At 73.4% G+C, this 21,407-nt stretch carries 19 protein-coding genes; 12 read left to right on the forward strand and 7 right to left on the reverse strand.

The window, feature by feature from the left end; genetic code table 11:
• The first annotated feature begins 183 nt into the window (after window positions 1–183).
• Together DCW30_RS22795 and DCW30_RS22800 are read left to right on the forward strand one after the other, a co-directional pair.
• Window positions 184–1,572, forward strand: coding sequence for an NsdA family TPR-like regulatory protein (locus DCW30_RS22795; RefSeq protein ID WP_062776377.1), 1,389 nt, complete (start codon window positions 184–186; stop codon window positions 1,570–1,572).
• A 181-nt stretch (window positions 1,573–1,753) separates the two neighbouring features.
• The gene (locus tag DCW30_RS22800) at window positions 1,754–3,571 is read left to right on the forward strand and encodes a hypothetical protein (RefSeq protein WP_119271262.1); all 1,818 of its coding nucleotides are present in this window, start codon (window positions 1,754–1,756) and stop codon (window positions 3,569–3,571) included.
• A 33-nt stretch (window positions 3,572–3,604) separates the two neighbouring features.
• Here the strand turns inward: DCW30_RS22800 and DCW30_RS22805 are convergent, their stop codons facing one another.
• The gene (locus tag DCW30_RS22805) at window positions 3,605–4,879 is read right to left on the reverse strand and encodes an ABC transporter substrate-binding protein (protein WP_076685594.1); all 1,275 of its coding nucleotides are present in this window, start codon (window positions 4,877–4,879) and stop codon (window positions 3,605–3,607) included.
• 118 nt (window positions 4,880–4,997) lie between these two features.
• On the opposite strand from DCW30_RS22805, the gene DCW30_RS22810 reads away from it, so the two are divergent.
• Both DCW30_RS22810 and purU read left to right on the forward strand, forming a co-directional pair.
• Entirely contained in the window at window positions 4,998–5,498 is a 501-nt protein-coding gene (locus DCW30_RS22810; RefSeq protein ID WP_076685595.1) for an SCO4402 family protein, read from the forward strand.
• Between the two features lie 84 nt (window positions 5,499–5,582).
• Window positions 5,583–6,464 (forward strand): formyltetrahydrofolate deformylase, encoded by an 882-nt coding sequence (purU, locus tag DCW30_RS22815; protein WP_076685596.1) that lies wholly within the window; start codon window positions 5,583–5,585, stop codon window positions 6,462–6,464.
• A gap of 25 nt (window positions 6,465–6,489) precedes the next feature.
• Here the strand turns inward: purU and DCW30_RS22820 are convergent, their stop codons facing one another.
• Both DCW30_RS22820 and DCW30_RS22825 read right to left on the reverse strand, forming a co-directional pair.
• Entirely contained in the window at window positions 6,490–7,668 is a 1,179-nt protein-coding gene (locus tag DCW30_RS22820) for a zf-HC2 domain-containing protein (protein ID WP_079250082.1), read from the reverse strand.
• Window positions 7,665–8,252: a sigma-70 family RNA polymerase sigma factor gene (locus DCW30_RS22825; protein WP_062776366.1), complete on the reverse strand. Its 588-nt coding sequence runs from the start codon at window positions 8,250–8,252 to the stop codon at window positions 7,665–7,667. The genes DCW30_RS22820 and DCW30_RS22825 overlap by 4 nt, the downstream gene beginning before the upstream one ends.
• A 238-nt stretch (window positions 8,253–8,490) precedes the next feature.
• Here DCW30_RS22825 and DCW30_RS22830 point away from each other — a divergent pair, with 238 nt between their 5' ends.
• Window positions 8,491–8,865 (forward strand): STAS domain-containing protein, encoded by a 375-nt coding sequence (locus DCW30_RS22830; RefSeq protein ID WP_076685597.1) that lies wholly within the window; start codon window positions 8,491–8,493, stop codon window positions 8,863–8,865.
• 6 nt (window positions 8,866–8,871) lie between these two features.
• On the opposite strand, the gene DCW30_RS22835 is transcribed toward DCW30_RS22830, so the two are convergent.
• Window positions 8,872–9,330 carry a hypothetical protein gene (locus tag DCW30_RS22835; protein ID WP_076685598.1) on the reverse strand — a complete coding sequence of 153 codons (459 nt, stop codon included), beginning with the start codon at window positions 9,328–9,330 and terminating at the stop codon, window positions 8,872–8,874.
• A 177-nt stretch (window positions 9,331–9,507) separates the two neighbouring features.
• Between DCW30_RS22835 and DCW30_RS22840 the strand changes: the two genes are divergently transcribed.
• Window positions 9,508–10,020 carry an EF-hand domain-containing protein gene (locus DCW30_RS22840; protein WP_062776361.1) on the forward strand — a complete coding sequence of 171 codons (513 nt, stop codon included), beginning with the start codon at window positions 9,508–9,510 and terminating at the stop codon, window positions 10,018–10,020.
• Window positions 10,021–10,029: 9 nt separating this feature from the next.
• On the opposite strand, the gene DCW30_RS22845 is transcribed toward DCW30_RS22840, so the two are convergent.
• Window positions 10,030–11,637, reverse strand: coding sequence for a class I adenylate-forming enzyme family protein (locus DCW30_RS22845; protein WP_076685599.1), 1,608 nt, complete (start codon window positions 11,635–11,637; stop codon window positions 10,030–10,032).
• A gap of 281 nt (window positions 11,638–11,918) precedes the next feature.
• Between DCW30_RS22845 and DCW30_RS22850 the strand changes: the two genes are divergently transcribed.
• The 3 genes from DCW30_RS22850 to DCW30_RS22860 all read left to right on the forward strand — a co-directional run bounded on the left by DCW30_RS22850 (window position 11,919) and on the right by DCW30_RS22860 (window position 14,777).
• Complete coding sequence (locus DCW30_RS22850; RefSeq protein WP_076685600.1) at window positions 11,919–13,082, forward strand: acyl-CoA dehydrogenase; 1,164 nt, start codon at window positions 11,919–11,921, stop codon at window positions 13,080–13,082.
• Window positions 13,083–13,090: 8 nt separating this feature from the next.
• Window positions 13,091–13,945, forward strand: coding sequence for an acyl-CoA dehydrogenase family protein (locus DCW30_RS22855; RefSeq protein WP_076685601.1), 855 nt, complete (start codon window positions 13,091–13,093; stop codon window positions 13,943–13,945).
• 388 nt (window positions 13,946–14,333) lie between these two features.
• Window positions 14,334–14,777, forward strand: a complete 444-nt coding sequence (locus DCW30_RS22860; RefSeq protein WP_076685602.1) for an ATP-binding protein — start codon at window positions 14,334–14,336, stop codon at window positions 14,775–14,777.
• A gap of 466 nt (window positions 14,778–15,243) precedes the next feature.
• On the opposite strand, the gene DCW30_RS22865 is transcribed toward DCW30_RS22860, so the two are convergent.
• On the reverse strand, window positions 15,244–16,218 hold the full coding sequence (locus tag DCW30_RS22865; protein ID WP_076685603.1) for a cyclase family protein: 975 nt from the start codon (window positions 16,216–16,218) through the stop codon (window positions 15,244–15,246).
• A gap of 84 nt (window positions 16,219–16,302) precedes the next feature.
• Between DCW30_RS22865 and DCW30_RS22870 the strand changes: the two genes are divergently transcribed.
• The 3 genes from DCW30_RS22870 to DCW30_RS22880 are packed head-to-tail and all read left to right on the forward strand — an operon-like array spanning window position 16,303 to window position 19,593.
• On the forward strand, window positions 16,303–17,214 hold the full coding sequence (locus tag DCW30_RS22870; protein WP_076685604.1) for an SDR family NAD(P)-dependent oxidoreductase: 912 nt from the start codon (window positions 16,303–16,305) through the stop codon (window positions 17,212–17,214).
• 8 nt (window positions 17,215–17,222) lie between these two features.
• A complete protein-coding gene (locus DCW30_RS22875; RefSeq protein WP_076685605.1) occupies window positions 17,223–18,533 on the forward strand; it encodes an acyl-CoA dehydrogenase family protein in 1,311 nt (436 codons plus the stop codon).
• A gap of 10 nt (window positions 18,534–18,543) precedes the next feature.
• On the forward strand, window positions 18,544–19,593 hold the full coding sequence (locus DCW30_RS22880) for a Zn-dependent alcohol dehydrogenase (protein WP_076685606.1): 1,050 nt from the start codon (window positions 18,544–18,546) through the stop codon (window positions 19,591–19,593).
• 647 nt (window positions 19,594–20,240) lie between these two features.
• On the opposite strand, the gene DCW30_RS22885 is transcribed toward DCW30_RS22880, so the two are convergent.
• A complete protein-coding gene (locus tag DCW30_RS22885; RefSeq protein ID WP_079250083.1) occupies window positions 20,241–21,344 on the reverse strand; it encodes a GlxA family transcriptional regulator in 1,104 nt (367 codons plus the stop codon).
• Window positions 21,345–21,407: the final 63 nt, after the last annotated feature.

Here is a 21,407-nt window from a genome sequence, read left to right on the forward strand (position 1 = left end):
GATGGTCGGAGAACGCCTCGGAGCGAGCCGTACGTCGACAGATCCATACTTACGGTTCGTATGCCTTCTTATGCCACTTTCGTGGCGCATCTTCGTCTTGTCCCCAGGGCATTGATCAGCGTGGGTCGGCCGCCACGGCCGCTCCGTTTCCGCTGGTCCACGGTGCACATCAGGGGGTACGCCATGGCCGCCAGGCCACTCGTCGCGCGTCAGCCCAACGAAAGGCTGCAGGCGCTCATCCAGGAAGCCGGCTGTTCCAACGCCGGCCTCGCCCGCCGGGTCAACATGTGCGGCGCGGAGCACGGCCTCGATCTGCGCTACGACAAGACGTCCGTCGCCCGCTGGCTGCGCGGGCAGCAGCCGCGCGGGCGGGCGCCCGGCATCATCGCGGAGGCGCTCGGCCGCAAGCTCGGCCGCACCGTCACCATCGACGAGATCGGCATGGCGAACGGCAAGAACCTCGCCTCCGGCGTCGGCCTCCAGTTCTCGCCGACCGTGCTCGGCGCCATCGAGCAGGTCTGCGAGCTGTGGCGCAGCGACGTCGGCCGCAGGGACTTCCTGTCCGGTTCGACCGTGGCCGCCTCCGCACTCGTGGAGCCGAGCCGCGACTGGCTGATCTCCTCGGCGGACTCCCAGGTCGGCAGGACCGCGGGGCCGCGCGTCGGGATGCCGGACGTGGCGGCGGTCCAGGCGATGACGCAGGCGCTGACCAAGCTGGACCACCAGTTCGGCAGCGGACACGTGCGCCCGGTCGTCGTGCACTACCTCAACTCCGTGGTCTCCGGGCTGCTCGCGGGCTCCTACCGGGAGGCGGTCGGGCGCGAACTGTTCGCCGCCGTCGCGCGGTTGACGGAGCTCGCGGGCTACATGGCCGTCGACACGGGCCAGCCCGGCCTCGCCCAGCGCTACTACATCCAGGCCCTGCGCCTCGCCCAGGCGGCCGGGGACAGGGGGTACGGCGGGTACGTCCTCGCCGCCTCGATGAGCCACCTCGCCGCGCAACTCGGCAACCCGCGGGAGATCGCCCAGTTGGCGCGCGCCGCACAGGAGGGGACGCGCGGCCGGGTCACGCCCCGCGCGGAGGCGATGTTCTACGCCGCGGAGGCCCGCGGCCACGCCCTGCTCGGGGACGCGCGGGCGACGCAGTCCGTGGCGGGCCGCGCCGTCGAGGCGATGGACCGGGCGGCGGGCGAGGAGGAGTCCGGCGACGACCCGGTCTGGATCCGCCACTTCGACCACGCTTATCTGGCCGATGAATTGGCGCATTGTCACCGTGACCTCGGCCAGGCGGACGCGGCGGCGCGCAGCGCCCAGGAGTCGCTCGACGGGCACCCGGAGACGCGGGCCAGGCGCCGCGCGATCGGCCTGGTCCTGCTGGCCACGGCCCAGGTGCAGCGCCGCGAGGTCGAACAGGCCTGCCACACGGGCCTGAAGGCCGTGGAGCTCCTCGGCACCCTGCGCTCCAACCGCGGCGCCGAGTACCTGGATGACCTCCAGCAGCGCCTTGAGCCGTACCGCGACGAGCCGGTGGTCAGGGAGTTCGGGTCCCGCGTCGACGCCCAGGCGGCGTGACCCGCGCGCGCGTGCGCGCGGCGAAAAGGCATCTCGATCCCGGTAACAGCGCCTGAGCGGGAGGTTTTGTTACTGCCGGCGTCGAGCGGACGGCTCCGCCCTGAGCTGCGTGGCTAAGGGCTGTGGGGACCCGGTAGCGTGAGCCGACGGTTCCGTAGGTCCCCCATACGTAGGAGTCCCGGTGACGCAGCAGAGCGGTCAGGGCGCTGCTTCCTCCGATCCGCGGCAGCCCGCGGCGCGGCAAGCCCATGAGGGCGTCGTGCTGCCCGCGGACGGCAGTGAGCCGCTGCTTCCCGGCACCGCGGGCCGGCACACCGCCCCGGCGGGCGGCTCCCCGTGGGACACCCCCTGGGGGCCCGACGCGCCGGGCCGTCCGCAGCCCGGCCAGGGCGAGGCCTGGGGCACCCCGCCGCAGCAGCCCGCCCAGGCCATGCCGCTGCCCCCCGAGGGCGCCACCCCGCCGCCCAACCAGGGCTACGGCTACCCCCAGCAGGGCTACGGCGCGCCGGAGCCCCACGCGGCCCAGGACCCGTACGCCGCCCAGCAGGGCCAGAACCAGGGCGGCGAGACGTACGGCGGCGGCCGGCACGGGCGTGGAGCACACGCGGGGCCGCCCGCCCAGGGCGCACACGCGGCGCACCAGGGCCACGGAGCGCACGCCGCCCCGCGCGCCCAGGGCGCGCACGCGGCGAGACCCGGCCAGGGCGACGGCTCGTACGGTGACCCCTCGTACGGCGGTCAGCAGGGGTACGGAGAGCAGCAGGGGTACGGCGGGCAGCCGGGCCACGGTGGTCGGCAGGGATACGGCGGGCAGAGCATGCCGCTGCCGCCGCTCGACCAGGGCAGCGCGCCCCTGCCCCCGGCCGCCACCGGGCCGGACGCCGACGCCACGCAGTACATGGCGCCCATACCCGGCGGCCCCCTGCCGGGCGGCCCCGCGTCCGGCGGGCCGGTCCCCATGGACGAGGGCGCCACGCAGTACATCCCCCCGGTGGCCCCCGGAGCCCTGCCGCCCGAGGCGCCCGCCGCCGACGCCACGCAGTTCCTCGGCCGCACCACGCCGGCCGCGCCCGCCGCCGCGTCCGACAGCGAGCCCACGCAGTTCATCGCCCCCGTCCCCGGCGCCGGCGGCCCCGCCGCGCCCCCCGAGCCGGCCTCCGCGCCCTACGGCATCCGCCCCGGCGCCCCCGGCGATCGGCAGCCGCCCGCCGAGTTCGACAGCCTCTTCCGCACCGAGCCGGAGGCCGAGGGCCCCGCGTCCACCCAGCAGATGCCCCGCTTCGACGCCTCGGCGCCCGCCGCGCCCGCTCCCGCGCCCGCCGGAGCACCGGCGCCCGCGCCGGGCGACGGCGGCCGTGGCGGCCGGCGCAGCCGCACCGGCTCGAAGGCGCCCCTCATCGCCGCCGTCGGCGTCGGCATCGCCCTGCTCGGCGTCGGCGCGGGCGCGCTCCTGAGCTCCGGCGGCGGCGAGGAGGACAAGGCGGACGACGGCAAGCCCGTCTCCGCGTCCGCCCCCGCCGACGATCCCTCGCCCACCGCCGACCCCGCCAAGGAGCAGGCCGTCGCCCTGGACAAGCTCCTGGCCGACAGCAACGACAGCCGCGCGACGGTGATCGCCTCCGTGCGCGACGTGGGCAAGTGCCGCAACCTCGGCCAGTCGGCGAAGGACCTGCGCGGCGCCGCCGAGCAGCGCAACGACCTGGTCACCCGGCTCGCCGACCTGAAGGTCGACAAGCTCCCGGCCAACGCCCGGCTCACCGCCTCCCTCAACCGCGCCTGGAAGGCGTCCGCGTCCGCCGACAACCACTACGCAGCGTGGGCGGACCAGGTGGCGGGCAAGCGGGGCTGCCGCAAGGGCCACGCCCGCAGCACCTCGCACCACGCGGCGGGCAACCGCGCGAGCGGGGAGGCGACCACCGCCAAGGAGCAGGCGGCCAAGTACTGGAACGCGATCGCCGGCAAGTACGGCCTGCCGACACGCGAGAAGACCCAGCTCTGAGCCCCGCGGGAGCGGACCGCGCGGCCCTTCCGGTTACGCGGTCTGCTCCAGCGTCGCCTCGACGTCCACGAAGCCCTTGCGCGCCGGGACGAGCCTGCCGTCCCGCACGGTCTGGAACGTGACGCCCGAGTTGATCAGCCGCGGGAACTCGCTGGCCGCGATCAGATCCTCGAAACGCCAGCTCAGCGTCGGGGTGAGGCCGCCCGTCTCGACCCGCAGGCCGTCGTCGAGGGCGCGCCGCAGGGAGTGGGCGGTGACGTCGCCGCCGTCGAGGGACTCCACGGCCCGCTTCAGGACGGTGTACGCGATCCACGTGGTCTGCACGCCCGCGTCGGCCGGGTCGACCCGGTTGTCGCCGAACGCCTGCTCGCGGATGACCTTGCGCATCTCCGCCCACCTGGCGTCGCCGGACGCCGGGTACCAGCCGGTGACGTAGGCCCCTTCGTAGGGGCCGTTCGCGCCGCCGGTGCGGTCGACCAGCGACTGGTCGACGCTGCCGAGCACCGAGGAGATCCGCACCGGCGGATAGTCGTCCCTGGTGCGCCGGAACGAGTCGTAGAAGGTGTCGGTGCGCGCCCCGAGCGCGGCGGTCACACAGCCGTCGCCGGTGCCCGCGTGCCGCAGCGCCTGCTCGGCCTGCGGGGTGAGGTCGGTGCCGTCCTCGGGGGCGCGGATGTCGGCGACCGGCTTGTGGTCGCCGTCGGCGAGCCCGGCGTTGAGGAGCTTGGGCAGCTCGTCGCCGGCCAGGGTGTCGGGGCGTACGAGGGAGACGCGGTCGCAGCGGTCGGCGAGCTGGCGGCCGTTGCCCGCGAGGAGGGCCGGCTCACCGCCGTTGACCGGGTAGGACAGCGGGCTGGAGAACTCGTCGTCGGTGATGCCGTAGCCGCCGATGTACGGGATGCCGGCGACCTCCAGGGGGGCGAGGAAGGATCGGCCGTGCTGGCTGTACGCGCCGACGACCGCGGCCACCTCCTCGTCGACCGCCTTGCGCGCGCACGCGGCGGCGCCGACCGGATCGTTGTGGTCGTTGCAGGTCAGGACCTTCAGCTCGCGGCCGTCGATGCCGCCGTGGGCGTTGACCCAGCGGGCGTAGGCCTCGGCCATGGCGGGGACGCCCGGCTTGTTGGTGGCCTTGGTGTTCTCCGGGGCCCAGGTCATGACGGTGATGGGGTCATCCCTGGAACCCCCCGTGGTGCCAGGGATGACCCCGCATCCGGCGGTCAGGGCGACGCACGCCGCCGCGGCGGCCACGGAGAGCGCGGCGTGTCGGTGGGGGCGGGGGAGGAAGGAGCGTCGCCGACCGGTCATGGCACCGCACACTTCCGGTCACGGGCCAACCGAGGAGTGACTCGCTCTCAACGGACGGTGACATCACGGTGAACGGGCGGGGGCCGATTCGAGAGCGTGACGTGGGAACGTACGATCGATGACCGTGCAAGGTTCGGAGAACTCTTCCCGTCGCGGCCGTCGCTCCAGCACCATGGGTGGCATGCCGACCAACGACATGCCGTGGTGGCGCTGGCGCAGCAACGTGCGCTCGGCGCTGCACATGCTCTCCGACCCCGCGTTCCAGCAGAAGTGCTGGCTCGCCGGGCGTGAGGAGTACGGGGACGTGACCGACGCCGTGTACCGGCTGGTCGAGGACACGTGGCTGGACAACTGGTCCGCCGAGAAGTACGTCGGCACGATCTTCCGCGACTCCCAGGAGGCGGCGCTCGTCGACACGGCCGTGCTGCGGGTCCTGCGGATCATGCACGAGGTCGGGCCCGACGCCATGGTCTCCGTCTACCTCCGGCACCCGGGCTGGCCCGAGGCGGTGCGGGCGGCGCGCGACGCGCACGTACGCCTCGCCACGAGCGACGGGGAGGACCCGGACGAGCCGCCGCGGACGCTGGAGGTCCTGCGGATCATGACCCGGACCGGCTGACCCCGCCGGCCGCGCCCCGGCGCGTCCGTCCCGGCTCTCGGGACGATTGCCCCCGGCGCGGCGGCCTGTGGGAACCTTGGCTGCATGAACGAGCAGTCCGTGGCCCCGGCGGCCCCCGCTGAGCAGTACGTCCTCACCCTCTCCTGCCCCGACAAGCAGGGCATCGTGCACGCCGTGTCGAGTTACCTCTTCATGACCGGCTGCAACATCGAGGACAGCCAGCAGTTCGGTGACCACGACACCGGTCTGTTCTTCATGCGCGTCCACTTCTCCGCCGAGTCCCCGGTGACCGTCGACAAGCTGCGGGCGAGCTTCGCCGCCGTCGGCGACTCCTTCCACATGGACTGGCAGATCCACCGGGCCGAGGAGAAGATGCGGGTCGTCCTCCTGGTCTCGAAGTTCGGGCACTGCCTGAACGACCTGCTGTTCCGCTCGCGGATCGGCGCGCTGCCGGTGGAGATCGCCGCCGTCGTCTCCAACCACACGGACTTCGCCGAGCTCGTCGCCTCGTACGACATCCCCTTCCACCACATCCCGGTGACGAAGGAGAACAAGCCCGAGGCCGAGGCGCGGCTCCTCGAACTCGTGCGCTCGCTCGACGTGGAGCTCGTCGTCCTCGCCCGCTACATGCAGGTGCTCTCGGACGACCTCTGCAAGGAGCTGAGCGGGCGGATCATCAACATCCACCACTCGTTCCTGCCGAGCTTCAAGGGCGCGAAGCCCTACCACCAGGCGCACGCGCGCGGCGTGAAGCTGATCGGCGCGACCGCGCACTACGTGACGGCCGACCTCGACGAGGGGCCGATCATCGAGCAGGAGGTCGAGCGGGTCGGCCACGGCGTGACGCCCGACCAGCTCGTGGCGATCGGCCGCGACGTGGAGTGCCAGGCGCTCGCGAGGGCCGTGAAGTGGCACGCGGAGCGCAGGATTCTGCTGAACGGCAGCCGCACGGTCGTCTTCGCCTGACGCCTCGCGGGAGCCCGGCGCGGCGCTACAGCCGGCTCAGCGACGCCGCCGAGAACAGGACGTCACGGATCGCCTCGCGGTCCCCGTCCTGACCGGCGGCGGCCTCCTCCGGCGGGATGTGGCCCGCGGCCAGGCGGCAGAACTCCACGCCGTCCAGCGCCACGTGCGCCACCTCGCGCTCGGCCGACGCGGTGGCGCCCGGTGAGTCCAGCGGGATGAACCACTCGCCGCCGCCGAGCCCCTCGATCTCCAGGCGCAGGCTCCGGCCGGGCGCGCCCGCCGCGACCAGGTCACGCGAGGGCGCCGCGAGCCCGGAGCGGCGGCGGCCCGCCAGGGTGCCGGGGAGCATCCGCGCGGCGAGGTCGATCATGCGGTGGAGATGGCGGGGCGACGGCGGATCGTAGGGATACGCGACGGCGTCGGCGATGTCGGCCGCGTGGATCCAGCACTCGAAGGCGCGGTCCACCATCGCGTCCCGCAGCGGCAGTTCGATCCGCTGCCCGGCCCCTTCGCCGCCCTCGGGAGCCGTCCCGTACGGCACGGGCATCAGGCCCGAGCCGTCGCCCGCGAAGGAGACCGTGCGGACCAGCTCGTGCGTCTGGTCGCGCCAGGGGCCGCGCACCGCGCGAGTGGGCGGGAAGTACGACGCCTTCCAGTACGCCTCGGTGCGCTCGGCGGGGAGCTGGGGGTCCTTGGTCTCCGGACCGAGCGGATCGCCGAGGCCGAGGGCGACCGCGACCATGCCGTCCACGGCGAGGAGGTGCCCGATGACTCCGGCCACGGTGGTCTTGCGGCTCACCTGGCCGCCCTCCTCGAACCAGCGCAGCCGCACCGGGGCGTGCCACTCGGAGTTGCCGATGTCCCGGAACAGGGCGTCGAGGCGGGCGCTCTCCGCGTCGTACGGGACGGCCCACCGGGGCACGGGTATGCGGGGCGGGCGGCGGCCCAGGCAGCTCTCCAGGACACGGGTGCGCAGGCCGGGATCGAGGTCGAGGCTCTCCTCGGCGTGCAGCAGGCCGACGGCGTCCCGCAGCCGCAGCGCCTCCTCCGCGCACGGCCCGCACTCGCCCAGGTGCTCCTCGACGGCGGTGGCCTCCGCGGGGGAGCACGCGGCGAGCGCCCAGGCGCCGAGCAGGGACTTCAGGACGGGGTGATCGAGGGCGAGCGGGGCGGGCGGCGGCTCGGGCAGGTCGGAGCCGGTCACAGTGCCTTCCCGTACCCGGGTGAGGCGCCGGAGGCGCGGCCGGCGGAGGGCGTGTCGTTGGCCGTCGACAGGAGCTGGAGGCCGAGGCGGAGCCTGCGCCGGGCCTCGTCCTCGGTGACGCCGAGGTCGGCGGCCGCCTGGCGGTAGTCCCGCCGCTGGAAGTACGCCAGCTCGAGCGCGGCCCGCAGCGGGGTGGGCATGGCCGTCACGATGTAGTCCGCGCGGGCCGCCGCCGAGGCGCGGCGGACCTTGCGCTCCAGCTCCTCCGGGGTGCCCCCGCCCTCGGCGAGGGCGGCCGACTCGGTCCGGCGGAGCCTGCGGACGGCCCGCTCGTGCGTCAGCGTGGCGAGCCAGGAGCGCAGAGGGCCCTGCTTCGGGTCGTACGCGTCGGGGTTCTCCCATACGTGGGCGAAGACCTCGCGGGTGATGCGGTCGGCGCCGCTCTCGTCGCCCAGGACGCGGTGGGCGAGGCCGTGCACCAGCGAGGCGAAGCGGTCGTACAGCTCGCCGAGCGCGGCGGCCTCCCCGTGCGCGAGCCGCTGCTGCATCCTGCGGTCCCAGCGCCGCGGCGCGTCCTTCGGCATGCCGCCCCCTCTTGCGCTCGCCGTGTCCGAACCCTCCCACGAATGTAGTCGGCGCCACTGACAGCGCACCTCTCTTTACGGCAAAGCGCGTTCCCCGCGCGGGGCCGGATGATATTGACGCGCCGATGCTGGTGTTTCATGGGAGGTGCAGATGGGCAGCCGAGGCTGAACGAAGCGTAGGGACCGCTTCCGGATCACTCGGGGCCGGAGGAGAGCAGGCGAGCGAGAGGCGTGGCGCGTGACGCTCAAGGTGACGGTGGGCGAACAGAGCGGCTGGGCCGTGCTGCGGGTCTCCGGCGAGATGGACCTGCTGACCTCGCCCGTCCTGCGCCAGCGCGTGCACGAAGCCGTGGCCGACGGCCGTCGCAGCGTCGTCCTCGACCTCTCCGACGTGCTGTTCTGCGACTCCAGCGGGGTCGGCGTGCTGATCGCCACCCGCCGCCTGATCCGCTCCTGCCAGGGCCGGCTGCGCCTGATACTCCCTGCCCAGGGCGCCGTCGACGGCTCCCACGTCAACCGGGTCCTCGCGGCCCTCGGCGTCCGCAGGCTCTTCGAGGTCTTCCCCGGCGTGGACGAGGCGCTCGACGAGGAGGCGACACCGCTCTCCGCGTGAGCGGTCCTACACGTGCCGCTTGGCCGTCGCCACGAAGTGGTTGACGGCGTCCCGCGTCACGCGGCGCCGCTCGGCGAGTTCCTCGCGGTCGGCGGACGTGTGCACGGTGGCGACCTGCTCCAGCGTCTCCCCGGCCAGCCGGACCAGTTCCTCGTCGCCGGAGAGCAACTGCACGCGGAACAGCGCCTCCTGCGCCTCGGAGCGCATCTCGTAGGAGCGGAAGCGGATCTCCTCCTGCTCCTCGCGGTCCTCCATCCTGCTGAACCAGCGGTCCACCAGGATGCGCCGGTAGTTGACCAGCGCGCCCGCGTACGCGCAGTAGGCGTCGATCCGTTCCTGGCGCAGTCTCTCGCTGCGGGTGAACGCCTCGGTCCGCTCGACCGTCCTGCGCTGGAAGGAGTGCGTGACTCCCGCGCCCAGGAGGGTCCCGAGCACCGCTATGACACTTGCCGCGACAGCTTCCACGGACAACAGTGCAGCACATCACACCCGTGACACACCTCTGTCCCAGGATTCGGGCGGTCCTGACACAAGCCACGCTTTCCCGCCCTCCGGCGGCTCGCGACGACGTACGCTCGCTGCTGCCGGGGTACCCACCCCCTGAACTGCACCCAACCGCGGAAAAGAGGCGGCCCGAAGACCATGGACAGTGCCGAGTACGAGCGTAAGATCGCGGCCCGGTTCGCCACCTTCGACCAGGACGGCAACAAGTACATCTCCCGTGAGGACTTCAGCACGGCGGCAGCCGCCCTGTGCAAGGAGTTCGGGGCGACGGCGCGGTCCGACAAGGGGCAGGCCCTGTACCTGGGCGCCGAGGCGTTCTGGCAGGGCATGGCCGGGATCGCGGACCGTGACGGGGACCAGCGGATCACGCGGGACGAGTTCGTGGGCGGCGCGGTGAAGCGGCTGCGGGACAACCCGGAGCGGTTCGCCGAGATCGCCCGGCCCTTCCTGCACGCCGTGATCGGCATCGCCGACGGCGACGGCGACGGAGCGGTGGCCCCGGGCGAGATCGAGCGCGCGCTCAAGGCGCTCGGCGTGCCCGAGGACGTCGCGGGCACGGTCGCGGCCGGCCTCGACACCGACGGCGACGGCCGCGTGGCGGAGCAGGAGATCGTGGCGGGCTTCGCGCAGTACTTCACGGTTCCCGAGTGAGCCGGTGGTTCACGGTTCCCGAGTGAGCGGCACGCGCGCGTAGCGCTCCCTCAGCTTGTACTTGAGCACCTTGCGCAGCGTCTCGTTGCGGGGAAGCGCCTCGACGACCTCCAGCTGTTCCGGCAGCTTGTAGGGGGCGAGGCCTTCCCCGCGCAGATACGCGGTCACGGCCTCCAGCGTGAGCGCGCCGCCGCCCGGCCGCCGCTCCACCACCGCGCAGACGCGTTCCCCGCGTTCGGGGTCGGGCAGGCCGATGACCGCCACGTCGCCGACGGCGGGGTGGCCGTGCAGGAGGTCCTCGATCTCCTTGGCGGAGACGTTCTCCCCCTTGCGGATGATGACGTCCTTGGCGCGCCCGGTGAGCACCAGGTGGCCGCTCTCCGTGAGGTGGCCGAGGTCCCCGGTGACGAGGAACCCGTCGGTGTCGAAGGCGGCCGTGTCCTGCGCCGGGTCCAGATACCCGCGGCAGACGGCCTCGCCGCGCAGCCGCACCTCGCCGTCGACGCCGGGTCCGAGCCACCTGCCGTCGGCGTCGGTGATCCGGATCTCCATGCCGGGCGGCGGCCGTCCCTCCGTGGTCGCCAGGTTCTCCGCGGTGTCGTCCGGGGCGCCCATGGTGATCATCGGGACCTCGGTCATGCCGTAGCCGTGGGTCAGCGCGCAGCCCATCTCGCGTACGACGGCGTGGTAGATCTCCGGCGGCTTCGGCGCCCCGCCGCCCGCCAGGAGCCGCAGCGTGGGGATGACCTTCTCGCCCGGCGGCAGCTTGCGCTGCTCGGCGAGGAACATCGAGTAGAAGGCCGTCGAACCGCCCGCCACGGTCACGCCGTGCCGCCGGTAGCCCGCGAGCGCGTCCGGCAGCGCGAAGTGCTCGAACAGCACCGCCGGGAAGCCGTAGAGCAGCAGCATCACCGTGTAGTCGGGGCCCGCGATGTGCGCGAAGGGGAACGCCATCGAGCCCACGTCGGTCGCCTTCAGGCGCAGGGCGTGGGCGAGGCAGGAGCCGCCGGCGATGAGGGAGCGGTCGGTGTGCAGCACGCCCTTGGGGTCGGACGTCGTGCCCGACGTCCAGTAGATCCAGCGCACGTCGGCGCCGTCCGCGGGCGGGGCGGGCAGCACGGACGGATCGGCGTCGGGCAGCTCCTCGTGCGCCTCGAAGACGCCCCGTGCGCCGAGCCCGCGCGCCATCTCGGTGTGGTCGAAGCCGCGCCACACGCCGGGCACCGCGAAGTGCTCCGCCTTGGACTCCCGCAGGGCGAAGCCGACTTCGCGCTCGCGGGAGAAGGGGATGACGGGGGACTGGACGGCCCCGAGGCGGGCGAGCGCGAAGGAGAGCAGGGCCGTCTCGATGCGGGTGGGGAGCTGCCAGGCGACGACGGTGCCGGGGCGCACGCCCCGGGCGTACAGCCCGGCGGCGACGCGCTCGGCGCGGTCCCGCAGCGCGCCGAAGGTGAGCATGCGGTCGTCGGCCGGGTCGTCGGCGGCCTGGATCAGGACCGGCGCGTCGGGGGTGAGCGCGGCGCGGCGCTCCACCAGCTCCCAGAGCGTGCGGGAGGAGCCCAGCTCGTAGGCGGTCTCGTTCCGTCCGTGCGCGGTCCCGTGCTGCGCGGTGCTCATGCCGTCGACCTCCTGGCCGGGCCCGACTGACGGGGCGTCAGGCAATGCGGGAAGCGTAGGCCTGCCCGCCTTGTCGGTCCAGGGGTGCGGGGCTAGCCTAACTTCTGACGGGCCATCAGATAGTCTCGGAGCCCCGGACGGATGACCGGAGGAGACACCATGACCGAGCTTCCCCGGATCGTCGGCGTCGACGACCCCGTGATCGCGCCGGCGCACCTCTTCGGGCCCCGGCCGCCCGCCCGGCCGGGGCCCGGACCGGACCGGGACAGGTAGGCGGGCCCGTGGACCTCACGTACACCGCCGAGGAGGAGGAGTTCCGCGCGCACCTGACCGAATGGCTCGCGCGTACCCTCCCCGGCCTGCCGCCGCGCCCCGACCCGCTCGACTGGCCCGGCAGGCGGGTCTACGACACGGGGTGGCAGCGCAGGCTGTACGACGCCGGGTACGCGGGCCTGCACTGGCCCGTCGACGCGGGCGGCCGGGGCGCCACGCCCACCCAGCACCTGATCTTCCTCGAGGAGACCGAGAAGGCGGGCGCCCCCTACGTGGGGGCCAACTTCGTCGGCCTGCTGCACGCCGGGCCCACCATCGCCTCCGAGGGCACGCCCGAGCAGCGGGCGCGCTGGCTGCCGCCCGTCCTGAAGGGCGAGGCGGTGTGGTGCCAGGGCTTCAGCGAGCCCGGCGCGGGAAGCGACCTCGCGTCGCTGCGCACGCGCGCGTGGCGCGACGGCGACGACTACGTGGTGAGCGGTTCCAAGGTGTGGACCTCGCACGCCGAGGTCGCCGACTGGTGCGAGCTGCTGGTGCGCACGCGGCCGGTGAGCGAGGCCGTGCCCAAGCACCGGGGCATCACCTGGCTCGCCATGCCGATGGACGCCCCCGGGGTGACCGTGCGCCCGCTGCGCACCCTCGCCGGGTCCACGGAGTTCGCCGAGGTCTTCCTCGACGAGGTCAGGGTCCCCGTCTCGCACCGGGTGGGCGCGGAGAACGACGGCTGGCGCGTGACCATGGTGACCCTCTCCCACGAGCGCGGCGCCGCCTTCGTCGGCGAGGTCGTGGCCTGCCGCCGCGTCCTCGGCGACCTCGCCCGCGAGGCCCGCGCGAACGGCCGCTGGGGCGACGCGGTGCTGCGGCGCAGGCTCGGGCGCCTGAGCGCCGAGTTCACGGCCCTGTGGCGGCTCACCCAGTGGAACGTGAGCGAGGCCCAGCGCTCGGGCGGGGTGCCGGGAGCGGGCGGCTCGGTCTTCAAGCTGCGGTACTCCCACGCGCGCCAGGAGCTGTACGACGCCGCCGCCGAGGTCCTCGGGGCGGGCGCGCTCGACCTGGGGCACGAGTGGACCATGGACCGGCTCTCCTCGCTGTCGTACACGATCGCCGCCGGGACCTCGCAGATCCAGCGGAACATCGTGGCCGAGCGCATCCTCGGCCTCCCGAAGGGCCGGTGAGGGCGGGCGTGGACTTCCATCTCACGGACGATCAAGAGGCGTTGCGGAAGGGGACGCGGGCCATCCTCGCGGGGCGGTTCTCCCCGAGGGAGGCCATGGACGCCCCCGGCCGCCTCGACAGGGACCTGTGGCGCGCGCTCGGCGACGCCGGGTTCTTCGCCCTGGCGCTCGACGAGGCCGCGGGCGGGGTCGGCCTCGGGCTGCCGGAGGCCGTCCTCGCCTTCGAGGAAGCGGGGCGGGCGCTGCTGCCGGGGCCCGCCGTGGCGACGTTCCTCGCGGCGGGCCGGGTGCCGGGCGCCGCCGAGGGGACGGCGGTGGTGACCGCGGTCGACGGGGTGCTCGTCCCCTGGCTGGCGGAGGCCGACACCGTACGGGGGGACGCCGCCGAAGCCGTGCCGCTGCGGTCCGTCGACCCGCTCACGCCTCTGCACCGGGTGCCGGGCGCGGGGAGGCGGGCGTCCGCGGAGGCGGTGCTCCTCACGGCCGCCGAACAGCTGGGCAGTGCCGGACGGACGTGCGAGATGGCGGTCAAATATGCCCGCGAACGCGAACAATTCGGTCGCCCCATCGGCGCGTTCCAGGCCGTGAAACACCTGTGCGCACAGATGCTCGTACGGACCGAGACCGCCCGTGCCGCCGTGTACGCGGCGGCTCTGACCAGGGACGAGACCGAGACCGCCGGCGCCAAGCTGCTCGCCGACGACGCGGCCACGCGCAACGCCGGGGACTGCCTCCAGGTGCACGGCGGCATGGGCTTCACCTGGGAGGCGGAGGTGCATCTGCACCTCAAACGGGCCTGGGTGCGCGCGGAACTCGGACGCACGGCGGCCGAGGCCGAGGAAACGCTTGCGGAAGCTCTCTGACAACGCACGGTGACGCTACGGAGCGTTGATACCGGGTTGTGTCCTACGCGTGACTCGTCACGGCGTGGAGTCGGTGTCCGGCTCGGGTACCTTGTGTCAGATGCGAGTGGTTCTGAGCCTGAGCCATCCCGGTGCTGCCCCTGCGGCGGCTCCGGACCCGGCGATGCGCGCCGCTCGCCATGCGGGGCGGGGTTTTCTGCCCGCCTGTTCGACCCCCCGCGGTACGCGTCGCACAGTATGCAGCACGCGTACTCCTTCGCGCTGGAATATGCCTGAAGCGCTTGTTGGGGTGACAGAACGTCAATCATGCTGTCTCCGATGGGGATCACGTTCCGTGACCCCGTGGAGTCGCGAGGCGATGTGTCCGCCGGTTCGGATGGTGTGAGCGGTGCAGGTGCTTCATGTTCAGCTGGAGGTCGGGGCTGACCCCGCGGAGGTGGGACGGGCCAGACGCTGGGCCCGTTCACGGCTCGCGGGTTCAGGGATAGAAGCCGACGAGCCGGTGGCCGAGACGCTGATCCTGCTGATCTCGGAACTGGTCACCAACGCGGTCGTGCACACGGGCTGTCCCGCGGTCCTGCGCATGCTGCTCCCCGGTGTTCCCGAGGACGCGCCGCGGACGGTCCGCGTCGAGGTGGCCGACACCAGCGCCAGACCCCCCAAGCAGCGGCACGCCGACGGCGACGACACCAACGGCCGAGGTCTTGAGCTGGTGAGCGGTCTCGCCGACCGCTGGGGCTGGCAGCCCGAGGGTGCGGGCAAGAGCATCTGGTGCGAGGTGGACCGCTGCGACCCCGACGCGCCGGCCGTCGCCTTCGACGGGGTGTCCTAGGGGGACCTCGACGTCGACGCCGACGTGGACACGGCTTACGAGGCCGTCTGAACCCCGCGACAGCGGATGGACCGGCGTGGACACGGCTCACGAGGCCGTCTGGGTCCGCGTCACCGGACGAACACGATGTCCGGGGTCGTCCGGAGCGGTGCGGATCCTGCGCCGTGTGCGCCGTGGCGTGACGCGATGCGCACGCCCGTGCGCGGGTGGGGTAAACCAGGCATAATTCCTGTTTCGCCCAGCGGGTATTGACGCATCGTGTCCGATTGATCACGCTTGTGGGCAGCGATTCGCCGCGAGGGGACGACGAGGGCGCCGGACACGGCAGTCCTTGCCGAGACGCGGGTCGCACAGTCGGCGTCGGCCCCCTCGCGCACGCGAGGGTGAGCGTCGAACGCCGAGCCGGAAGGCGGCGTGCGGCACCGCACTCGGGGGGCGGAGTCCGCGCGCCGCCGTTCCCGCATCCCTACAGCACGGCCACCGGAGCCACGGGCGTGCCCGTGCCGCCGACGAACGGCTCGGGCATCGCGGAGAGCAGGAACGCGTACCGGGAAAGTTCTGCACAGGCTGTGGACAACTTTTCGAGATTCCAGTTCTGGCCCTGGATCATCCCCATCTCCACCAGGTGGAGCGCGTGCACGGGCAGCCACAGGTCCTCGATCTCGGGCGGGAAGATCTCGAACGTGAGGGTGTCGTTGGCGACCGCCGCCACGTCGCGCGCGTGGAACCACTCGGGTGTGCGCACCGAGAGGCCGGGCGACGGATGGCCGTACGCGTGGTTGTCGCCCGCGAGGCAGACCTGGATCTGCCCCGTGCGCACGAGGGCGATGTCCCCCGCGCGGACCTCGACACGCCCGAACTCCGCGGCCTCGTCGAGATCTTGGGGCGTCACCGCGTGGTCGCCGGGCAGCCGGTCGAGCCCCTTGGCGCGCGCCACGTCGAGCAGGACGCCGCGCGAGACGACGTACGGGATCGCGTCTATGCCGCTGAACCGGGCGCCGGTGTGTGCCGTGATGGTGCCCGCGGGGCGGCCGTTGTAGATCTTCCCGGAGTGCGAGGCGTGGGTGAGCGCGTCCCAGTGGGTGGCCGCCTGGAGCCCCATCGTCACCGCGTCGTCGCTGGTGGCGACCGTGCCGGGGCCGAAGAGCTCCTGGTTGATCTGCACCATCGTGTGGAGGGGGTTCACGCGGCCCGGGATCATGCCCGTCTGGACGCCGCCCTCCTTCAGGGGAAGGGCGAGCGGGACGCGGCGGCCCGTGCGGACCTCGGCGGCGGCCCGGCGCACGACCTCGTCGGTGATGAGGTTCAGCGTGCCGATCTCGTCCCCGACGCCCCAACGGCCCCAGTTGTTCACGCGCTTGGCCAGGTCGTGGAACGCGGGCGGCAGGGCGGACGGGGCGGAGAGGGGCGGGCCCGGAAGGGCGGCGTCCGTGTCTGACATGGGTGCTCCCCGGGGCTTGTCTTTCCGTGTCTGACGGGCCATAGAATCTAACGGACCGTCAGAAACCGCGGGAAGGGGCCGGACGTGGGGAACTTCTTGGCAGGCAAGGTGGTCGCCGTGACCGGCGCCGGACGCGGCATCGGCAGGGCCGTCGCCCTCGCCGCGGCCTCCGAGGGCGCCAAGGTGGTCGTCAACGACTACGGCGTCTCCATGGCGGGCGGCGAGCCGGCGAGCGAGGTGGCCGACGCCGTGGTCAAGGAGATCAGGGCCGCCGGCGGCGAGGCCGTCGCCGTCGCCGACGACATCTCGTCCATGGCGGGCGGGCAGCGCGTCGTCGACGTGGCGCTCGCCGAGTACGGGCGCGTCGACGGCGTGGTGTGCGTGGCCGGCATCCTGCGCGAACGGATGCTGTTCAACATGTCCGAGGAGGAGTGGGACCCCGTGGTCGCCACCCACCTGAAGGGCACGTTCACCGTCTTCCGGGCGGCCTCCGCGGTCATGCGGAAGCAGGGCTCGGGCACGCTGATCGGCTTCACCAGCGGCAACCACCAGGGCTCCGTCGCCCAGGCCAACTACAGCGCCGCCAAAGGAGGGATCATCTCCCTGGTGCGCAGCGCGGCGCTGGGGCTCCACAAGTACGGGGTGACCGCCAACGCCGTGGCCCCCGTGGCCCGTACGCGCATGTCGGCGAACGTCCCCATGGAGCTCAAGGAGATCGGGGAGCCGGAGGACGTCGCCGCGCTCGTCACCTATCTGCTCAGCGACCGGGCCCGCGCGGAGAAGATCACCGGGCAGGTCTACACGATCGCCGGACCCAAGATCGCCGTATGGGCGCAGCCGCGGGAGCTGCGCGCCGGGTACGCGGACGGCGCCTGGACCCCGGAGAAGATCGCGGACTTCCTGCCCGGGACGGTCGGCGCCGATCCGATGCCGCTGCTGGCCCAGGTGGAGGCCATGGCCGATGCGGCGGCCGCCCGTCAGCGGCCCAACGCCTAGGACCCGCCGTGGATTTCGGGTTCGGCCCCGAGGACGAGCGGTTCCGGGCGGAGGCGCGGGCGTGGCTCGCTGAGCACCTCACCGGTGACTACGCCCGTGCGGCGGGCAGCGGCGGCCCCGGCGGCGAACACGAGGCCGGCGCGGTCCGGCGGGCCTGGGAGCGCGAGCTGGGGCGTGGCGGATGGATCGGGCTCGGCTGGGACTCCGGTGCGCACGGCGACTACGGCAACCGGCGGGCCACGCTGACCCAGCAGGTCGTCTGGGCCGAGGAGTACGCACGCGCGCGGGCGCCGGGGCGGTGCGGGCACATCGGCGAGAACCTGCTCGCGCCGACGCTGCTGGCCCACGGCGGGAGGGAGCTGTGCGACGAGTTCCTGCCCGGGATCGCCCGGGGGGAGGTGCTGTGGTGCCAGGGATACAGCGAACCGGGGGCCGGCTCCGACCTGGCGGGGGTGCGGACCCGTGCCGTGCGGGAGCCCGGCGGGGGCGCCTACGCCGTCACGGGGCAGAAGATCTGGACGTCGCTCGCGCGGGAGGCCGACTGGTGTTTCGTGCTCGCGCGGACGGAGGCGGGGTCATCGGGACACCGGGGTCTTTCCCTGCTCCTGGTGCCGATGGACCAGCCGGGGCGGATCCAGGTGCGGCCCATCCGGCAGCTCACCGGGTCCAGCGAGTTCAACGAGGTCTTCTTCGACGGTGCGCGGGCGCGTGCCTCGCATGTCGTGGGCGGTGAGGGCCACGGGTGGGCCGTCGCCATGGCGCTCCTCGGGTTCGAACGCGGGGTCTCCACGCTGGCCCAGCAGATCGGCTTCGCGGAGGAGCTGGCGGGGGTCGTGCGCGACGCCGTCGCCTCGGGGGCGGTGGGGGATGCGGTGGTGCGGGAGCGGGTGGTGCGGTTGTGGGCCGAGCTGAGGGTTATGCGATGGAATGCGTTGCGGACGTTGGGGGGCGGTGGGGCTGGAGGGTCTGGGGGGTCTGGGTCTGGGGGGCCAGTAGGGCCTGGGGGGCTTGGGGGATCTCGGGGGGCTGAGGTTTCTGGAGGGCTTGGGGGGGCTGCGGGTGGGCCGAGCGTGGCCAAGCTGTTGTGGGGGCGGTGGCATCAGCGGTTGGGGGAGCTGGCCGTGGAGGTGAGGGGGGCCTTGGGGGCGGTCGCGGGGCGTGACTGGTCCGAGGACTCGCCGTACGAGATCGACGCCGCGCAGCGGCTCTTTCTGTTCTCCCGCGCCGACACCATCTACGGCGGCTCCGACGAGGTCCAGCGCAACATCATCGCCGAGCGCGTGCTCGGTCTGCCGAGAGAGGCCAGGGGGCCTCGGTGAGGGGTGCGTGGTGAGGGGTGTCCTCTTCGACGGGAAGCGTGTCGAGGTCGTCGACGACCTGGAGGTACGGGGCCCCGGGCCGGGCGAGGTCCAGGTCGCCGTCGCCGCGGCCGGGCTCTGTCACAGCGACCTCTCCGTGATCGACGGGACCATTCCGTTTCCGTCGCCGGTGGTGCTGGGGCATGAGGGGGCCGGGGTCGTCTCGGCGGTCGGCGCCGGGGTCGCGCATGTCGCCCCCGGTGACCACGTGGCGCTCTCCACCATCGCGAACTGCGGCACCTGCGGTGAGTGCGGGCGGGGGCGGCCGACCATGTGCCGTGCGGCCATCGGGCGGCCCGAGCAGCCGTTCTCGCGGGGCGGGCGGCCGGTGTACCAGTTCGCGGCGAACTCCGCCTTCGCCGAGCGCACGGTCGTCAAGGCCGTGCAGGCGGTGCGGATTCCCGAGGACATTCCGTTGACGTCCGCGGCGTTGATCGGGTGTGCGGTGGTCACGGGGGTGGGGGCGGCGTTGAACCGGGCGCGGGTCGGGCGGGGGGACTCGGTGGTCGTCATCGGGGCCGGGGGGATCGGGCTGAACGTGGTGCAGGGGGCGCGGATCGCGGGGGCTTCGATGGTGGTGGCCGTGGACACCGACGCGGGGAAGGAGGGGGTGGCGCGGCGGTTCGGGGCCACGGACTTCTGTTCCTCCACGGGGGCGGTTCGGGAGGTGCTGCCGGGTGGGGCGGACCATGTCTTCGAGTGTGTGGGGCGGGTTTCGCTGGCGCGGGAGGCGATCGAGCTCCTGGACCGGCATGGGCAGGCGATCCTGCTCGGGATGCCGGCGGCTGCGGCGGAGGCGTCGTTCGTGGTCTCGTCGCTGTTCCTGGACAAGTCGATCCTGGGGTGCCGGTACGGGAGTGCGCGACCGCAGCGGGACTTCGCGCTGTACGCGTCGCTGTACCGGGAGGGGCGGTTGCTGCTCGACGAGTTGGTGACGTCGACGTACGGGGTGGAGGATTTCGCGAAGGCGGCGGAGGATGCGGGGGCGGGTGGGGTGGCTCGCGCGATCCTCACGTTCTGACCTGGGCGGCTGGTTCCTGGGCCACCTCGCCGCAGCGCCTGGACTCGCCTGGCCTTGCCTCGCCTCGCCTCGCGGTTGTGGTGGGTCTCGCTTCGCGCTCGCGGTGGGTCTCGCTTCGCGCTCGCGGTGGGCCTCGCTTCGCGGTTGTGGTGGGTCTCGCTTCGCGGTCATGGTGGGCCTAGCCTCGCGCTCGCGGTGGGTCTCGCTTCGCGGTGGTGCCTCGACTCGCCTCGCGGTTGTGGGGTCCTCGCTGGTCTTTCGGGGCGCCTCGTCTCGTGGCGTGCATCGCTGGGCTTTCGGGGCGGGGCCGCACCGGTATGTCCGTCCTCGCTATCGCCTGCGTGGCCGCCGGATCGCTGCGGGCCCCCGCAGCCGTGCGTACCGTGCTCCGGGCGGACATACCGCCACGACCCCTCCGGCCGCGACCCGACTGCGGGCCGTCGTCGGACGGGGCGAACGACGACGGCACGTCCAGCTGTCCCTCGGCCGCCCATGGACTCGTCTCGGGTCTGTCCGCCCCCAAAGGCCCCCCTTGGGCTTCTGCCGACTTCCCGCGAGGGGGGTGCCTCTGTCCGCTCGCTGCCCCGGGGCCTCCGACGGCTCGCGTCCCTACCCCGCATGGCTTTCCCGAACTCCGGCATGGCCCCCTACGAGGCGGATTCAGCCGCGGAGTTGTGGACGGGTGGGTGGGAGAGGTTCTTGCGCGGGGTGGAAGAGGCCGAGGGGGGACAGGCGCCCGGGGGTGTGGCGGGGGGCTCGCGGAATGTGCGGCGGTAGGCCGTGGGGGTGACTCCGAGCGCGGCCTGCAGGTGCTGCCGCATCGACTGCGCCGTGCCGAAGCCGGCGTCCCGCGCGACCTGGTCGACGGAGAGATCGCTGGACTCCAGCAGATGCCGCGCCCGCTCCACCCGCTGCTGCGTCAGCCACTGCCCCGGGCTCATCCCGACCTCCTCGCGGAACCGGCGCGTGAAGGTGCGTACCGACATCGCCTCCCGCTCCGCGAGGTCCCGCAGCTGGAGCGGCTGGTCGAGACGGCCCAGCGCCCAGGCGCGGGCCTCCCGCGTGGTCGCGAGCTGCGGCTCGGGCACCGGCCGCCGGATGTACTGGGCCTGCCCGCCGTCCCGGTGGGGCGGCACGACCGTGCGGCGGGCCACCTCGCCGGCCACCGCGCTGCCGTGGTCGCGGCGCACCAGGTGGAGGCAGAGGTCGACCCCCGCCGCCACGCCCGCCGACGTCAGGACGTCGCCGTCGTCGATGAACAGCACATCCGCGTCCACCTCGACCTGCGGGAACAGCGCCTGGAAGTGATCCGCCGACGACCAGTGCGTGGTGGCGGGGCGGCCGTCGAGGAAGCCGGCGGCGGCCAGGACGTAGCCGCCGGTGCAGATGGCGACCAGGCGTGCGGCCGGATTGAGCCGGCTCAGGGCGGCGGTCAGTTCGTCGGTCAGCCGGCCCTCCTCGTAGACCGGGCCCAGCTCGTACGAGGCGGGGACCACGACCGTGTCCGCCGTGGCGAGCGCCTCGGGGCCGTGGGTGACCGTGATGTCGAAGTCGGCGTCCGTGCGGACCGCCCCGGGGCCGCGCACCCCGCAGGTCACGACCTCGTACAGGCGCCTGCCCCCGGCGTCGCGCGCGCGGCCGAAGATGCGCTGCGGGATGCCCAGTTCGAAGGGGATCACCCCGTCCAGGGCGAGGACGACGACACGGTGGCGGCGGGGCGTCGCGGTGCTCTGTGCTTCCTGGGCGGCCATGGCCCGATCCTAGCGAACGCTGTCCTTCGGGCCACTCGAACCGGAACCGCCGTGGCCGGATGC

Origin of the sequence: Streptomyces alfalfae, from assembly GCF_004127445.1 — a bacterium.
Classification (GTDB): Bacteria; Actinomycetota; Actinomycetes; order Streptomycetales; family Streptomycetaceae; genus Streptomyces; species Streptomyces alfalfae.

Bases quoted from the DNA above. Each gene is read 5' to 3' on its own strand.
- DCW30_RS22795 (WP_062776377.1), top strand. From the start codon at position 184: ATGGCCGCCAGGCCACTCGTCGCGCGTCAGCCCAACGAAAGGCTGCAG.
- DCW30_RS22805 (WP_076685594.1), bottom strand. From the start codon at position 4,879: ATGACCGGTCGGCGACGCTCCTTCCTCCCCCGCCCCCACCGACACGCC.
- DCW30_RS22810 (WP_076685595.1), top strand. From the start codon at position 4,998: ATGACCGTGCAAGGTTCGGAGAACTCTTCCCGTCGCGGCCGTCGCTCC.
- purU (WP_076685596.1), top strand. From the start codon at position 5,583: ATGAACGAGCAGTCCGTGGCCCCGGCGGCCCCCGCTGAGCAGTACGTC.
- DCW30_RS22825 (WP_062776366.1), bottom strand. From the start codon at position 8,252: ATGCCGAAGGACGCGCCGCGGCGCTGGGACCGCAGGATGCAGCAGCGG.
- DCW30_RS22840 (WP_062776361.1), top strand. From the start codon at position 9,508: ATGGACAGTGCCGAGTACGAGCGTAAGATCGCGGCCCGGTTCGCCACC.
- DCW30_RS22845 (WP_076685599.1), bottom strand. From the start codon at position 11,637: ATGAGCACCGCGCAGCACGGGACCGCGCACGGACGGAACGAGACCGCC.
- DCW30_RS22865 (WP_076685603.1), bottom strand. From the start codon at position 16,218: ATGTCAGACACGGACGCCGCCCTTCCGGGCCCGCCCCTCTCCGCCCCG.
- DCW30_RS22885 (WP_079250083.1), bottom strand. From the start codon at position 21,344: ATGGCCGCCCAGGAAGCACAGAGCACCGCGACGCCCCGCCGCCACCGT.